This is a genomic window from Nocardioides sp. P5_E3 (genome assembly GCF_054049275.1).
Window position 1 is genome coordinate 130,447 of sequence record NZ_JBFUMR010000006.1, and the last position, 13,426, is coordinate 143,872.

The 13,426-nt window shown below is 72.5% G+C and carries 14 protein-coding genes; 12 read left to right on the forward strand and 2 right to left on the reverse strand.

The genetic code is table 11. The annotated features are described in order from the left end of the window. The first annotated feature begins 78 nt into the window (after window positions 1–78). From ACXJKB_RS05395 to purE, 6 genes are all read left to right on the forward strand, one after another. Window positions 79–876, forward strand: coding sequence for a biotin--[acetyl-CoA-carboxylase] ligase (locus ACXJKB_RS05395; protein ID WP_457186142.1), 798 nt, complete (start codon window positions 79–81; stop codon window positions 874–876). Between the two features lie 32 nt (window positions 877–908). Next, on the forward strand, window positions 909–1,412 hold the full coding sequence (locus ACXJKB_RS05400; protein ID WP_457186144.1) for a PH domain-containing protein: 504 nt from the start codon (window positions 909–911) through the stop codon (window positions 1,410–1,412). After that, window positions 1,402–2,421: an adenylate/guanylate cyclase domain-containing protein gene (locus ACXJKB_RS05405; protein WP_457186146.1), complete on the forward strand. Its 1,020-nt coding sequence runs from the start codon at window positions 1,402–1,404 to the stop codon at window positions 2,419–2,421. The genes ACXJKB_RS05400 and ACXJKB_RS05405 overlap by 11 nt, the downstream gene beginning before the upstream one ends. Window positions 2,422–2,517: 96 nt before the next feature. Next, window positions 2,518–2,844, forward strand: a complete 327-nt coding sequence (locus ACXJKB_RS05410) for a winged helix-turn-helix domain-containing protein (RefSeq protein WP_457186148.1) — start codon at window positions 2,518–2,520, stop codon at window positions 2,842–2,844. A gap of 53 nt (window positions 2,845–2,897) precedes the next feature. Then, window positions 2,898–4,067 (forward strand): 5-(carboxyamino)imidazole ribonucleotide synthase, encoded by a 1,170-nt coding sequence (locus tag ACXJKB_RS05415; RefSeq protein ID WP_457186150.1) that lies wholly within the window; start codon window positions 2,898–2,900, stop codon window positions 4,065–4,067. Window positions 4,068–4,071: 4 nt separating this feature from the next. Beyond that, the gene (gene purE / locus ACXJKB_RS05420; protein WP_457186152.1) at window positions 4,072–4,599 is read left to right on the forward strand and encodes a 5-(carboxyamino)imidazole ribonucleotide mutase; all 528 of its coding nucleotides are present in this window, start codon (window positions 4,072–4,074) and stop codon (window positions 4,597–4,599) included. Window positions 4,600–4,606: 7 nt separating this feature from the next. On the opposite strand, the gene arfB is transcribed toward purE, so the two are convergent. Next, a complete protein-coding gene (gene arfB / locus ACXJKB_RS05425) occupies window positions 4,607–5,041 on the reverse strand; it encodes an alternative ribosome rescue aminoacyl-tRNA hydrolase ArfB (protein ID WP_457186154.1) in 435 nt (144 codons plus the stop codon). 67 nt (window positions 5,042–5,108) lie between these two features. Between arfB and lhgO the strand changes: the two genes are divergently transcribed. The 3 genes from lhgO to gdhA all read left to right on the forward strand — a co-directional run bounded on the left by lhgO (window position 5,109) and on the right by gdhA (window position 8,744). Then, window positions 5,109–6,317: an L-2-hydroxyglutarate oxidase gene (lhgO, locus tag ACXJKB_RS05430; protein WP_457186156.1), complete on the forward strand. Its 1,209-nt coding sequence runs from the start codon at window positions 5,109–5,111 to the stop codon at window positions 6,315–6,317. 23 nt (window positions 6,318–6,340) lie between these two features. Further along, a complete protein-coding gene (locus ACXJKB_RS05435) occupies window positions 6,341–7,336 on the forward strand; it encodes a Gfo/Idh/MocA family protein (protein WP_457186158.1) in 996 nt (331 codons plus the stop codon). Window positions 7,337–7,397: 61 nt separating this feature from the next. Then, a complete protein-coding gene (gdhA, locus tag ACXJKB_RS05440) occupies window positions 7,398–8,744 on the forward strand; it encodes an NADP-specific glutamate dehydrogenase (RefSeq protein WP_457186160.1) in 1,347 nt (448 codons plus the stop codon). 19 nt (window positions 8,745–8,763) lie between these two features. Here the strand turns inward: gdhA and ACXJKB_RS05445 are convergent, their stop codons facing one another. Further along, entirely contained in the window at window positions 8,764–9,216 is a 453-nt protein-coding gene (locus ACXJKB_RS05445) for a CoA-binding protein (RefSeq protein ID WP_457186162.1), read from the reverse strand. Between the two features lie 55 nt (window positions 9,217–9,271). Here ACXJKB_RS05445 and ACXJKB_RS05450 point away from each other — a divergent pair, with 55 nt between their 5' ends. The 3 genes from ACXJKB_RS05450 (at window position 9,272) to ACXJKB_RS05460 (ending at window position 13,391) form a co-directional block, all read left to right on the forward strand. Then, a complete protein-coding gene (locus ACXJKB_RS05450; RefSeq protein ID WP_457186164.1) occupies window positions 9,272–10,444 on the forward strand; it encodes an acyl-CoA dehydrogenase family protein in 1,173 nt (390 codons plus the stop codon). 197 nt (window positions 10,445–10,641) lie between these two features. Continuing rightward, window positions 10,642–11,856: a serine hydrolase domain-containing protein gene (locus ACXJKB_RS05455; protein ID WP_457186166.1), complete on the forward strand. Its 1,215-nt coding sequence runs from the start codon at window positions 10,642–10,644 to the stop codon at window positions 11,854–11,856. Between the two features lie 158 nt (window positions 11,857–12,014). Then, the gene (locus ACXJKB_RS05460; protein WP_457186168.1) at window positions 12,015–13,391 is read left to right on the forward strand and encodes an L-serine ammonia-lyase; all 1,377 of its coding nucleotides are present in this window, start codon (window positions 12,015–12,017) and stop codon (window positions 13,389–13,391) included. Window positions 13,392–13,426 lie beyond the last annotated feature (35 nt).

The window sequence follows — 13,426 nt, forward strand, 5'->3', positions numbered from 1 at the left end:
CCTCCTGTTGGCTGGTCGCGGGGTCCGGTCTGCCGGGGCGTGGTGCCCCGGGCCCGGTCTCTGGGGCAATCTAGACCCATGACGCCCAGCCCGGCACCGCGCCCACCCCTCGACCTCGACCGGCTGGCGACGCCCGCAGGCTGGCGCGTGGAGGTCGTCGAGTCGGCTCCGTCCACCAACGCCGCGGTCGCCGAGCGGGCCCGCGCGGGCGAGGAGCCGGGGCTGGTGCTGGTCACCGAGCACCAGACGGCCGGGCGCGGTCGCCTCGACCGGGCCTGGGAGACGCCGCCCCGCTCGTCGCTGACGTTCTCGGTGCTGCTGCGCCCCGACGTGCCGGCGGCGTCGTGGCCGTGGCTGCCGCTCCTCACCGGGTACGCCGTCCAGGCCGCCCTCGCGGACCGGCTCCCCGACATCGCGCTGAAGTGGCCCAACGACGTCCTCGTCGACGCCGGCTCCGGCCTGGGCCGCAAGGTCTGCGGGATCCTCGTCGAGAGGGTCGAGGCCCCCGACGGCCCGGTGGCGGTCGTCGGCATCGGCATCAACGTCGACCAGACCCTCGACGAGCTCCCGGTCGCGCTCGCCACGTCGGTCTCGCTCGAGACCGGCGAGCCGGTGGAGCGCACCGGCCTCCTCGGCCAGGTGCTCGGCTCCCTCCACGGCCTCCAGGGCCTGCTCGACGACGTCGACTCGCTGCGCCGGGCGTACGCCCACGTGTGCGTGACGCTCGGACGGACCGTCGACGTCCACCTTCCCGCGGGCGACGTACGCCGTGGCGAGGCGCTCGACATCGACGCGACCGGGGCCCTGGTCGTCGGCACCGACGACGGCACGTTCACGGTGGCCGCGGGCGACGTCGTGCACGTCCGTCCCGCCTAGCAGGCCGGGGCACCGGGTGACATGATCGGCGCGTGGCGTTCCCGAGCAAGCTCCTCAACTCCGGTGAGCACGTCGTCGTCTCCACCCGGTCCCACGTCAAGGCGCTGATCGTCCCCGTCCTCGTGGGCGTCCTGCTCGTCGCGGCCGTGGTGGTGCTCAGCACGCTCACCGACTCCACCGTGGCGGGCGGTGCCGCTGGCATCGTGGCGGCCCTGGTGGCCCTCTGGTTCGTGGTGCGCCCCGTCGTGAAGTGGCTGACCACGACCTACACGTTCACCAACCGCCGCTTCATCAAGCGCTCCGGCTTCATCGCCAAGGAGGGCCGCACGATCCCGCTCAACCGGATCAGCGGCGTCGACTTCGAGATCGGCGTGATCGACCGGATCTTCGGCTGCGGCACGCTCGTCGTGTCCGACGCCAGCACCGACGGCAGCGTCCTGCTCCATGACATCCCCGACGTCGAGCAGGTGCAGCTGCAGGTCTCCGACGAGCTCCACCGCCTCGCGAGTGGCGACCGCCGCGACGATGGCGCCTGATCGCAAGCGCCGCGGCGGCCTCCCCGACACCGGCCCGCACGAGGCGCCGGGGGAGCGGCTCGACCACGCGATCCTGCGCAGCGAGCCGGCCTTCAACGCCCTCGAGGTCGCCGCCGAGACCGGCGTGACGATCGAGCAGACCCGCCGACTGTGGCGCGCGCTGGGCTTCCCGGAGTTCAGCGGCGAGAAGGCCTACACGGCCGCCGACATCAAGGCCGTCTCCACCCTCATGGGCTTCGTCGACTCGGGCGCCGTCGACTTCGACACGGCCGTCAACCTCACGCGCGGGGTCGGCCAGACCATGGCCCGTCTCGCCGACTGGGAGGTCTCCACGCTGGTCAGCCGGGTCGAGGAGATGGAGGCGGGCGAGGAGGCCACCGGCTCGCGCATCGGGTCGGCGCTTCGCCTCATCGACGAGGTCAACCCGCCCTTCGAGCGGCTCCTCGTCTACGCCTGGCGCCGCCACCTCGCGGCCGCGGTGGGCCGGATCGAGGCGATGGGAGCCAAGGACGAGGACCTCCACACGATCGACGTCAGCGTCGGTTTCGCCGACCTGGTCTCCTTCACCGCGCTGTCCAACACCCTCGACCGCGACGAGATCGGCGACCTCGTCGAGGTCTTCGAGAGCCGCTGCCAGGACGTCGTGGCCCGCTACGGCGGCCGGATCATCAAGAGCCTCGGCGACTCGGTGCTCTTCGTCACCAACACCGCCGAGGAGGCGGTGGGCGTCGCCGAGGGGATCATCAACGTCATCGGGCGCGACCCGAAGATGCCCGACGTCCGCCTCGGCCTCGCCAGCGGTCCGGTCGTCCAGCGCCTCGGCGACATCTTCGGCCCGCCGGTCAACATGGCCGCCCGGCTGACGCAGGTCGCCCGGCGCAACCGCCTGATCGTGGACCAGAACACCGCCGACCTGCTCCCCGACGAGGAGTGGGAGGACCGGCGGCTGCCCGCCCGCCCGGTCCGCGGCTTCGGCCTCGTGGAGCCCGTGGCCGTACGCCGCCGCTGACGCACCGCACGCCTCGCTCGAGGTGGACCAGACCAGTTCGCCACAATTCACCCATAAGGACCACCTGGGGACCGGGCGGTCCCTACGTTTCACCGCGTGTTGGCTGTGCAGGACGTACGACTCGACCCCACCTCGCGACAGGTGTGGCGTGGCGACCGCGAGATCAGGCTCTCCCGCAAGGAGTTCCAGCTCCTGCACGCCCTGATGGCGCGCCCGGGCGACATCGTCACCCGCGGCGAGCTGATGGCCGACGTGTGGCAGACGTCGTTCTACACCAACTCCAAGACCATAGACGTGCACCTCGGCTGGCTGCGCCGCAAGCTCGGCGACGATCCGCGCAACCCGACGCTGATCACCACCCACCGCGGTCGCGGCCTGCGCTTCGAGCCGGCCGCCGCCCCGGCTCGTCAGCTGAGCAGCTGACCGCAGCCGGGACCGCGGCCGCGACGGCAGCCGGGGTCGCATAGGCTCCGGTCGTGTCCTCGACCGGCTCGCACCGCGCTCCCACGCTCGCCGTCATCGGGGGCGGCCAGCTGGCCCGGATGATGGCCCAGCCCGCCATCGCGCTCGGACTCCCGCTGCGCCTGCTCGCCGAGGCCGAGGGCGTCTCGGCCGCCCAGGTGATCCCCGACCAGCTGGTGGGTGACTACACCGACCTGCCGACGCTCCGGAAGGTCACCGACGGGGCCGCCGTGGTCACCTTCGACCACGAGCACGTCCCGACCGCGCACCTGCACGCGCTCGCCGACGCCGGCGTCGCGGTGCGTCCCGGCCCGGAGGCGCTCGTCCATGCCCAGGACAAGGCGGTGATGCGGCGCCGGCTCGCCGAGCTCGACGTGCCGTGCCCGCGCAACGCGGTGGTCACCTCGACCGCCGACGTGGAGGCCTTCGGCTTCCCGTGCGTGCTCAAGACCACCCGCGGCGGCTACGACGGCAAGGGCGTGTGGGTCGTCCGCACGGCCGACGAGTCCCGGGTCGCCTTCGACGCCGCCGCTGCCGCCGGCGTGGAGGTGCTGGCCGAGGAGCTCGTCGACTTCCGGCGGGAGCTGTCGGCCCTCGTCGCCCGCTCGCCCAGCGGCCAGGCGGCGGCGTACCCCGTCGTTGCCTCCACCCAGCTCGACGGCATCTGCCACGAGGTGGTGGCCCCCGCGCCGGACCTCGCGCCCGCTCTCGCCGGTCAGGCGCAGGAGATCGCCCTGCGGGTCGCCGGTGCGCTCGACGTCACGGGCATCCTCGCCGTCGAGCTCTTCGAGACGACCGACGGCCGGATCCTGGTCAACGAGCTGGCGATGCGCCCCCACAACACCGGCCACTGGTCCCAGGACGGCGCCGTGACGTCCCAGTTCGAGAATCACCTCCGCGCCGTCATGGACCTCCCGCTGGGCTCGCCGGCCCCACGTGAGCGCTGGACCGTGATGGTCAACATCCTCGGCGGGCCCACCGACAGCGGCCACCTGTACGACGGCCTGCCGCACGCGATGGCACGTGACCCGCACCTGCGGGTGCACCTCTACGGCAAGGACCTGCGCCCCGGGCGCAAGGTCGGCCACGTCAACGCCTACGGCGACGACCTCGACGACTGCCTCGAGCGGGCGCGGCACGCCGCCGCCTGGTTCCGCGGCGACCTCGGCAACGAAAGTGAGTGAGCAGATGAGCGAGACGCAGGCGTTGGTCGGCATCGTGATGGGCTCGGACTCCGACTGGCCGGTCATGCAGGCCGCCGGCGAGATCCTCACCGAGCTCGGGGTGGCGTGGGAGGCCGACGTCGTCTCCGCGCACCGGATGCCCACCGAGATGATCGAGTGGGGCCGGCAGGCCCACACCCGCGGGCTGTCGGTGATCATCGCCGGCGCCGGGGGAGCGGCCCACCTGCCGGGCATGCTCGCCTCGGTCACGCCGCTGCCGGTCATCGGCGTGCCGGTGCCGCTGAAGTACCTCGACGGCATGGACTCGCTGCTGTCGATCGTCCAGATGCCCGGCGGCATCCCGGTCGCCACGGTCGCGATCGGCAACGCCAAGAACGCCGGCATCCTCGCCGCGCGCATCCTCGCGACCAGCGACCCCACCCTGCAGCAGCGGCTCGTCGACTACCAGGCGGAGCTCGCCGAGACCGCCCACGCGAAGGGCGACGCCGTACGCCGTGCCGCGGCCGGCGACACCCGCCGCGTCGGCTTCTGAGGATCGCCTAGTCCCGGTCCCGCACCCGGCCGCGGAGGGCCTTGGTCGAGCCGCGCTCCTTCTTCGCCTTGAGCCGCCGCTCCTTGGCCCCGCGTGAGGGTCGCGTGGGCCGGCGCGGCGGCGGGGGCGGTGCCAGCGCCTCGCGCAGCAGGTCGGCGAGGCGCTCGCGCGCGGCGACGCGGTTGCGGTGCTGGGAGCGGTGCTCGGACGCCGCGACCGTGATCCGTCCCGTCGGCCAGCGCCGCAGCGCCCGGGCCCGCTGGGCGTCGGTGAGCGCCGTGGAGGYGGCGACGTCGAGCTCGAGCTCCACCCGCGAGTCGGTGGTGTTGACCGACTGCCCGCCCGGACCCGGCGACTTCGAGAAGCGCTCCACCAGCTCGACGGCGGGCACGACGAGGCCCTCGGGCAGGCCCGGGCCGGCGGGGACGAGGAGGTCGCGCATCCCCCCATTGTGGGATGAACGCCCGTGTTGCTTGACGGCGACCGCGTGAGGCACCAGCGTCTCGACCATGGGGGAGCAGCGCGTCGGCGTCGTGGGCGGAGGCATCCTCGGCGTCGCGATCGCCCGCGAGGTCGTCCGCCGGCGCCCGGGCACCGAGGTCGTGGTGCTCGAGAAGGAGGACCGGCTCGCCGCACACCAGACCGGCCACAACTCCGGTGTCGTGCACGCCGGCATCTACTACAAGCCGGGCAGCCTCAAGGCCCAGCTGTGCGCCCGCGGCCGCGAGCTGCTCCGTGAGTTCTGCGCCGAGCACGCCATCGCGTACGACGCCTGCGGCAAGCTGGTCGTCGCGGTGGACGCCGACGAGATGGGTCGCTTCGACGCCCTCGAGCAGACGGCCCGCGCCAACGGCGTGCCGGGCCTGCRCCGGATCGCGGCCGGGGAGATCGCCGACGTCGAGCCGCACGCCCGCGGTCTGGCAGCGCTCCACTCGCCGGAGACCGCGATCACCGACTACCCGGCGATCACCGAGGCGCTCGCCGACGAGGTCTTCGCGGCCGGGGGCGGCGTACGCCTCGGCGCGCGCGTCGTGGGCATCCGGCGGCAGGGGGACGCGGTCCTCGTGCAGGTCGAGGGCGACGCGACCCCGCTGCGCTTCGACCACGTGGTGGTCGCGGCGGGGCTGCAGGCCGACCGGGTGTCGGCGCTCGTCGACGGCGAGCGCAGCCCGGCGATCCTGCCGTTCCGCGGGGAGTACCTCGGCGTCACCGCCGCCAAGCAGGACCTCGTGCGCGGCATGGTCTACCCGGTGCCCGACCCGCGCTACCCCTTCCTCGGCGTCCACTTCACCCGGCGGGTCGACGGCTCGCTCGAGGTCGGTCCCAACGCGGTGCTGGCCACGCGACGCGAGGGCTACCGGCGCCGCGACGTCTCGGCCGCCGACCTGCGCGACGTGCTGGCGTGGCCGGGCTTCTGGCGCTTGGCCCGCGAGCACTGGCGCACCGGCGTCGACGAGGTCGTCGGCTCGGCGTCCAAGCGGGCGTTCATGCGGTCGGCCTCGCGCTACGTCCCGGACATCGGCGTCGCGGACGTGACGCGGGCCGGCAGCGGCGTACGCGCCCAGGCGGTCGACCGGGACGGCAGCCTCGTCGACGACTTCCGGATCACCCGCGCGGACGGCGTCACCTGCGTGCGCAACGCACCCTCGCCCGGCGCGACCTCCAGCCTGGCGATCGCGGCCCACGTGATGGACGAGGTCTGGCAGCCCCGCGCGTGATCCGGACTGTCTAGGGTCCTGCCATGACCACACGCTGGGGAATCGCCGCGACCGGCGGGATGGCCGCCGCCTTCGCCTCCGACCTCGTCCTCACCGACGACGCGGAGATCGCGTTCGTCGGCAGCCGCACGCCGTCCTCGGCCGCGGCGTTCGCGGAGCGGTTCGGGGCGCCCGGGTCGGGCGCGTACCGCGACCTCGTCGAGGCCGGCCGGCGTGGGGACGTCGACGTCGTCTACCTCGCGACCCCGCACCCCCAGCACCACGACCTCGCCCTCGCCGCCATCGAGGCCGGGACGCCGCTGCTGGTCGAGAAGGCCTTCACGGCCACGCTGGCCGGGACCGAGGAGGTGGTCGCCGCCGCGCGCGCCGCGGAGGTGTTCTGCATGGAGGCCATGTGGACCCGCTTCCAGCCGGCCGTCGCCCACCTCCGTGACCTCGTCGCCGCCGGAGACATCGGGGAGGTGCTGCTGGTGCAGGCCGACTTCGGCGCGCAGCGTGACTTCGACCCCACGAGCCGGCTCTTCGACCTCGCGCTCGGTGGCGGCTCGATCCTCGACCTCGGCGTCTACCCGATCTCCCTGGCCCAGCACCTCCTCGGTCGCCCCGACCGCGTCACGACGACCGGCACGACCTACGCCAACGGCGCCGACCGCTCGGCCGCCATCCAGCTGTCGTACGACGACGGGCGGGCCGCGTCGCTGACCTGCACACTGGCCAGCCAGACGCCCGGCCGGGCGATCGTCGTGGGCACCGAGGGCTCGATCGAGGTGGTCCCGCCGTTCTACCACCCCAGCACCCTCGTCGTACGACGCAACGGGGCGGAGCCCGTCGAGGTGGAGCGGCTGCCCACCGGCCGTGGCTACGTCCACCAGGCCGAGGAGGTGCAGCGCTGCCTCGCCGCCGGTCTCACCGAGAGCCCGCTCATGCCGCTGCAGGACACAATCGACGTGATGTGGGTGCTCGAGGAGGCCCTCGGGCAGCTCGGCATCACGATGGCCGAGGCGACCGTCGAGCTGTGAGCGCGGCTCACGAGGCGGACGCGGCGCGGTACGGGGCGGAGCGGCTGCCTAGGGTGCGGGCGTGACCGACCAGGACTCCCGACTGCACTCGATCTACGACCTCGTCGTCCGGCGCAACCCGGGGGAGGGGGAGTTCCACCAGGCCGTGCGCGAGGTGCTCGACAGCCTCGGTGCGGTCATCACCCGGCACCCGGAGTACGCCGACGCCCGGGTGATCGAGCGGATCTGCGAGCCGGAGCGGCAGATCATCTTCCGGGTGCCGTGGGTCGACGACTCGGGGCGGGTGGAGATCAACCGCGGCTTCCGGGTCGAGTTCAACTCCGCCCTCGGCCCCTACAAGGGCGGCCTGCGGTTCCACCCCAGCGTCTACCTCGGCATCGTGAAGTTCCTCGGCTTCGAGCAGGTCTTCAAGAACGCCCTCACCGGCATGCCGATCGGCGGCGGCAAGGGCGGTGCGGACTTCGACCCCAAGGGCCGCTCCGACGCCGAGGTGATGCGCTTCTGCCAGTCCTTCATGACCGAGCTCTACCGGCACATCGGGGAGTACACCGACGTGCCCGCGGGCGACACCGGTGTGGGCGGCCGCGAGATCGGCTACCTGTTCGGCCAGTACAAGCGGATCACCAACCGCTACGAGTCCGGGGTGCTGACCGGCAAGGGCATCGGGTGGGGCGGATCGGCGGTCCGCAAGGAGGCCACCGGCTACGGCACCGCCTTCTTCGTGCAGGAGATGCTGCGCCAGCGCGGCGACACCCTCGACGGCAAGCGGGTGGTGGTCTCCGGCTCGGGCAACGTGGCCATCTACGCCGTCGAGAAGGTCCACGAGATGGGTGGGACCGTGGTGGCGTGCTCGGACTCCGGCGGCTACGTCGTGGACCAGGCCGGCATCGACCTCGACCTGCTCAAGGAGCTGAAGGAGGTCGAGCGCGCGCGGATCAGCGAGTACGCCGACCGGCGCCCCGGGGCGTCGTACGTCGCGGGCGGATCCATCTGGGACGTGCCCTGCGACGTGGCGCTTCCGTGCGCGACCGAGAACGAGCTCGACGACGCCGCGGCCCGGTCGCTGGTGCAGCACGGCTGCCTCGTCGTGGCCGAGGGCGCCAACATGCCGACGACACCCGCCGGTGTGGCGACCTTCGTGGACGCGGGGGTGCTCTTCGCACCCGGCAAGGCGGCCAACGCGGGCGGCGTCGCGACCAGTGCCCTCGAGATGCAGCAGAACGCGTCCCGCGACTCGTGGACCCACGACCACGCGGAGGCGCGGCTGGCCGAGATCATGGCCGGGATCCACGAGCGGTGCGCCGCCGCGGCCGACGACTACGGCCGCCCGGGCGACTACGTGCTGGGGGCCAACATCGCCGGATTCGTCCGGGTCGCGGACGCCATGCTCGCGATGGGCGTCGTCTGAGCGCTCGCTGCGCGCCAGATCAGCGGCGGCGCCTGCTCCACTCGATCGCGGGGCAGGTGTCCATCACCATCGGCACACCGGCGCCGGTCGTCCGCTCGAACGCGTCGGCGTCGATGACCCCGAGCTGGAACCACACGCCCTTGGCGCCGACGGCGACAGCCTGGTCGGCGAACTCGCCGGCCGCCTCCGAGCGGCGGAAGACGTCGACGACGTCGATCGGCACCGGCACGTCGGCGAGCGTGGCGTAGCCCTGCTCCCCGAGCACCGCGGGAGCGCCGGGGTCGGCGAAGACCGGGTGGACCGGGACGACGCGCTTGCCGCGCTCCTGGAGCAGCGCCGCGATGCTGTACGCCGTCCTGCCGGGGTCGCCCGAGAGGCCCACGACGGCCCACGTCTGCGCCTCGTCGAGCATCCGGTCGATGGTCGCGGGATCCTGCCAGTCGCTGCTCACCGAGGTCTGCGAAGTGGTCATGACCACACGGTAGACCGCTGCCCCAGAAAGCATGGACGTCCTACAATTCGGAGCCATGAGCGAGTTTCCCCTCTACGCCCTCTCCGAGGAGCACCAGGCGATCCGCGAGGCAGTCCGTGCCGTCGCCGACGCGAAGATCGCACCGTTCGCGGCGGCTGTCGACGAGGAGGCGCGCTATCCCCACGAGGCGGCTGCGGCCCTGCTCGCCTCGGACTTCCACGCCCCCCACGTGCCCGAGCAGTACGGCGGTGCCGGCGCCGACGCGCTCGCCACCGTGCTGGTGATCGAGGAGGTCGCCCGCGCGTGCGTCTCGTCCTCGCTCATCCCGGCGGTCAACAAGCTCGGCTCCTTGCCGGTGCAGATCTCCGGCTCCGAGGAGCTCAAGCAGAAGTACCTCGGCGCGCTCGCCCGCGGCGAGGGCGGCTTCTCGTACTGCCTCTCCGAGCCAGACRCCGGCTCCGACGCCGGCGGCATGAAGACCCGCGCGGTGCGCGACGGCGACGAGTGGGTGCTCGACGGCGTCAAGCGCTGGATCACCAACGCGGGGGAGTCCGAGTTCTACACCGTCATGGCCGTCACCGACCCCGAGAAGAAGACCCGCGGCGGCATCTCGGCGTTCGTGGTCGAGAAGTCCGACGAGGGCGTCTCCTTCGGTGCGCCGGAGAAGAAGCTCGGCATCAAGGGCAGCCCCACTCGCGAGGTCTACCTCGACAAGGTCCGCATCCCCGCCTCGCGGATGATCGGCGAGGAGGGCACCGGCTTCGCGACCGCCATGCAGACCCTCGACCACACCCGCGTCACCATCGCCGCGCAGGCCGTGGGCGTCGCGCAGGGGGCGCTCGACTACGCCCTTGAATATGCGAAGTCAAGGAGCCAGTTCGGGAAGGCGATCGCCGACTTCCAGGGCATGCAGTTCATGCTCGCCGACATGGGCATGAAGGTCGAGGCGGCCCGCCAGATGACCTACGCCGCCGCCGGCCGCTCGGAGCGCGGCGACGACGACCTCACCTTCTTCGGCGCCGCGGCCAAGTGCTTCGCCTCCGACGTCGCGATGGAGGTCACGGTCAACGCGGTGCAGGTCCTCGGCGGCTACGGCTTCACCCGCGACTACCCGGTTGAGCGGATGATGCGCGACGCCAAGATCACCCAGATCTACGAGGGCACCAACCAGGTCCAGCGCATCGTGATGGCGCGCCAGCTCCTCGCCGGGGTGCAGTCGGAGCTCTGACCGGCTCCCGACCACCACCCCGGCCACCGCGGCCCCGGGAAGGTCCGGGCAGCGGCCTCGACGACCGCGCTGGGCCCCGTCCAGGGAGGGAGACCGGGGTCGTGAGGTCGAGACCCGGGACAGAGGCCCCCGGCGGGCCGGCCGACCACAGTGGAGCCACGGCCACTCCGGGCCGACCATGCACTGGAAGGCCCCTCATGTCCCACCTCTCCTCGACCCCCACCAGCAGCTGGCTTCGTGGTCCGCGGTGCACGGCGGCGCTGGCTGCCGCCGCCCTGACCGCGGGGCTGGCCCTCACGGCGCCGTCTGCCACGGCCGTCACCGCGGAGCGACCCGCGACACCCGCGTCGGTGCCCACCGACACGGCGCAGATGCAACAGGAGCTCGACCAGATCGTGGCCGCCGGTGTGCCCGGCGCCCTGCTCTACACCTACGACAAGGGCACGGTGACCGAGCTGCAGAGCGGGTTGGCCGACCTCACGACCGGGACGCCCATGGGGCCGTCGACCACCTACCGGATCGGCAGCCAGACGAAGACCTACGTGTCCACCACGGTCCTGCAGCTCGTCGCCCGACACCGGATCCGCCTCGACGCACCCGCGCGCCGCTACCTGCCGGGCCTCCTCGCCCGCGCCCCGCACGTCACGGTGCGCGAGCTGCTCAACCACACGAGCGGCCTCTACGAGTTCAACGAGGACCCCCGGGTGCTGGCCCCGTACTTCGCGGGCCACCTGGGGCACGTCTGGAAGCCTCGTCAGCTGGTGAGGATCGCGCTGAGCCACGAGTCCGTCTCCGCCCCGGGTGCCGAGTACCACTACTCCAACGCGAACTACGTCGTGCTGGGCCTGATGATCCAGGCGGTGACGCACCGCCCGCTGGGCGACGTGCTGCGGACCGGTGTCTTCGCCGAGGCGGGCCTGGACTCCACGACCTTCACCCCCTCACGCACGCTGCCCGCACCGGCGGCGCACGGGTACTACGTGGCGGAGGGTGACGCGGCCGGCGACTTCACCGACCTGACCAGCCTCTACCCCTACCCCTGGGCCTCCGGCGCAGGCGTGTCCACCGCGCCCGACGTCGCGCGGTTCTACCGCCACCTCATGTCCCGCCAGATGCTTCCGCGGAACCTGATGGCCGCCATGATGACGACGAACGACTCGTCCGCCGAGGACGGCCCGGGCACGGCGTACGGCCTCGGGCTGCAGGGCTTCCGTACCCGCTGCGGTACGGCGTGGGGTCACGGTGGGAACTTCCCCGGCTACCTCACCTACGTCTACTCATCGCCCCACGGCGGCCGGCAGGTCGTGCTGACGCTCAACGAGGACCCGATGTCGCTGCCGAAGAAGAAGATCGGCCCGATCTTCATGCAGCTGCTCGACCAGGCCTACTGCGGTTCGGCGGCCGGGTCCTAGGCACGCTCGCCTGACCTGGCAGCTCGCGGCGCTGCCGTCACGGGTTGCGCCCTGAGCAACGCGGTGCGAATGGCGCAACCAAAGCCTTGCCACCCGGAGGGCAGGGCCTCATGATCGGGAGTGCTGCCGACATGGGCGCCGGCGGCGGAGGGAACGCCATGACCATCAGCGTGTTCGACCTGTTCAAGGTGGGCATCGGTCCCTCCAGCTCGCACACGGTCGGGCCGATGAAGGCGGCCCACCTGTTCGCCGACGGGCTGCGCGCCGACGACCTGCTCCCGGGCGTCGCCCGTGTCCACGTCGAGTTGTTCGGCTCGCTGGGTGCCACCGGCCACGGCCACGGCAGCGTCAAGGCGGTCGTCCTCGGTCTCGCCGGTGAGCAGCCGCACCTCGTCGACCCGGTGGCGGCCGACCCGATGGTCCAGGCGGTGCTGTCGTCGGGGAGCATCGAGCTCGCCGGCGAGCACCCGGTGCCCTTCTCGGTCGACGACGTCGTGATGCACCGGCGCAAGCGGCTGGAGCTCCACGTCAACGGCATGGTCTTCCAGGCCTTCGACGCCGGGGGCGCCGAGCTGAGGAGGCGCGAGTACTACTCGGTCGGCGGTGGCTTCGTGCTCGGCGAGGACGACTTCGGCAACCGGCTGCTGGTGGCCGACGAGACGCCCGTTCCCCACCCCTTCACCACGGCCGACGAGCTGCTCGCCATCACCCGGGCGACGGGCCTGCGGGTGAGTGACGTGATGCTCGCCAACGAGGTCGTCCGGAGGCCTGAGGACGAGGTGCGCCGCGACCTGCTGGCGATCTGGCGGGTGATGCAGGAGTGCGTCGAGCGTGGCAGCCGGACGACCGGCGTGCTGCCCGGGGGCTTGAAGGTACGCCGACGTGCGGCAGACCTGCGGGCCACGCTCGAGGTCGAGTGGGCGTCCGGGGTCCCCGACCCGCTGGGCGCGATGGAGTGGGTGACCCTCTACGCGCTCGCGGTCAACGAGGAGAACGCCGCCGGCGGACGGGTGGTGACGGCGCCGACCAACGGCGCCGCCGGGATCGTGCCGGCGGTGCTGCACTACTACCACCACTTCGTCCCGGGGGCCGACGAGGACGGCGTCGTCCGCTTCCTCCTCACGGCGGCGGCCATCGGCCTGCTCTTCAAGGAGAATGCCTCCATCTCCGGCGCCGAGGTCGGCTGCCAGGGAGAGGTCGGCTCGGCCTGCTCGATGGCGGCCGGTGGACTGGCCGAGGTCCTCGGCGGTTCCCCGGAGCAGGTGGAGAACGCCGCCGAGATCGGCATCGAGCACAACCTCGGGCTCACCTGCGACCCGGTGGGCGGGCTCGTGCAGATCCCCTGCATCGAGCGCAACGCCGTGGCCTCGATCAAGGCGATCACGGCTGCCCGGATGGCCGTCCGCGGTGACGGCTCACACGTGGTCTCCCTCGACAAGGCGATCAAGACCATGCGGGAGACGGGGCGCGACATGAAGGACAAGTACAAGGAGACCGCCCGCGGGGGCCTCGCCCTCAACGTCGTGGAGTGCTGAGTCGCGTCGGGGACCAGGGGTGCTGGTGTCACAAC

Bases quoted from the DNA above. Each gene is read 5' to 3' on its own strand.
- ACXJKB_RS05460 (WP_457186168.1), top strand. From the start codon at position 12,015: ATGACCATCAGCGTGTTCGACCTGTTCAAGGTGGGCATCGGTCCCTCC.
- ACXJKB_RS05395 (WP_457186142.1), top strand. From the start codon at position 79: ATGACGCCCAGCCCGGCACCGCGCCCACCCCTCGACCTCGACCGGCTG.
- ACXJKB_RS05435 (WP_457186158.1), top strand. From the start codon at position 6,341: ATGACCACACGCTGGGGAATCGCCGCGACCGGCGGGATGGCCGCCGCC.
- ACXJKB_RS05445 (WP_457186162.1), bottom strand. From the start codon at position 9,216: ATGACCACTTCGCAGACCTCGGTGAGCAGCGACTGGCAGGATCCCGCG.
- ACXJKB_RS05455 (WP_457186166.1), top strand. From the start codon at position 10,642: ATGTCCCACCTCTCCTCGACCCCCACCAGCAGCTGGCTTCGTGGTCCG.
- purE (WP_457186152.1), top strand. From the start codon at position 4,072: ATGAGCGAGACGCAGGCGTTGGTCGGCATCGTGATGGGCTCGGACTCC.
- ACXJKB_RS05405 (WP_457186146.1), top strand. From the start codon at position 1,402: ATGGCGCCTGATCGCAAGCGCCGCGGCGGCCTCCCCGACACCGGCCCG.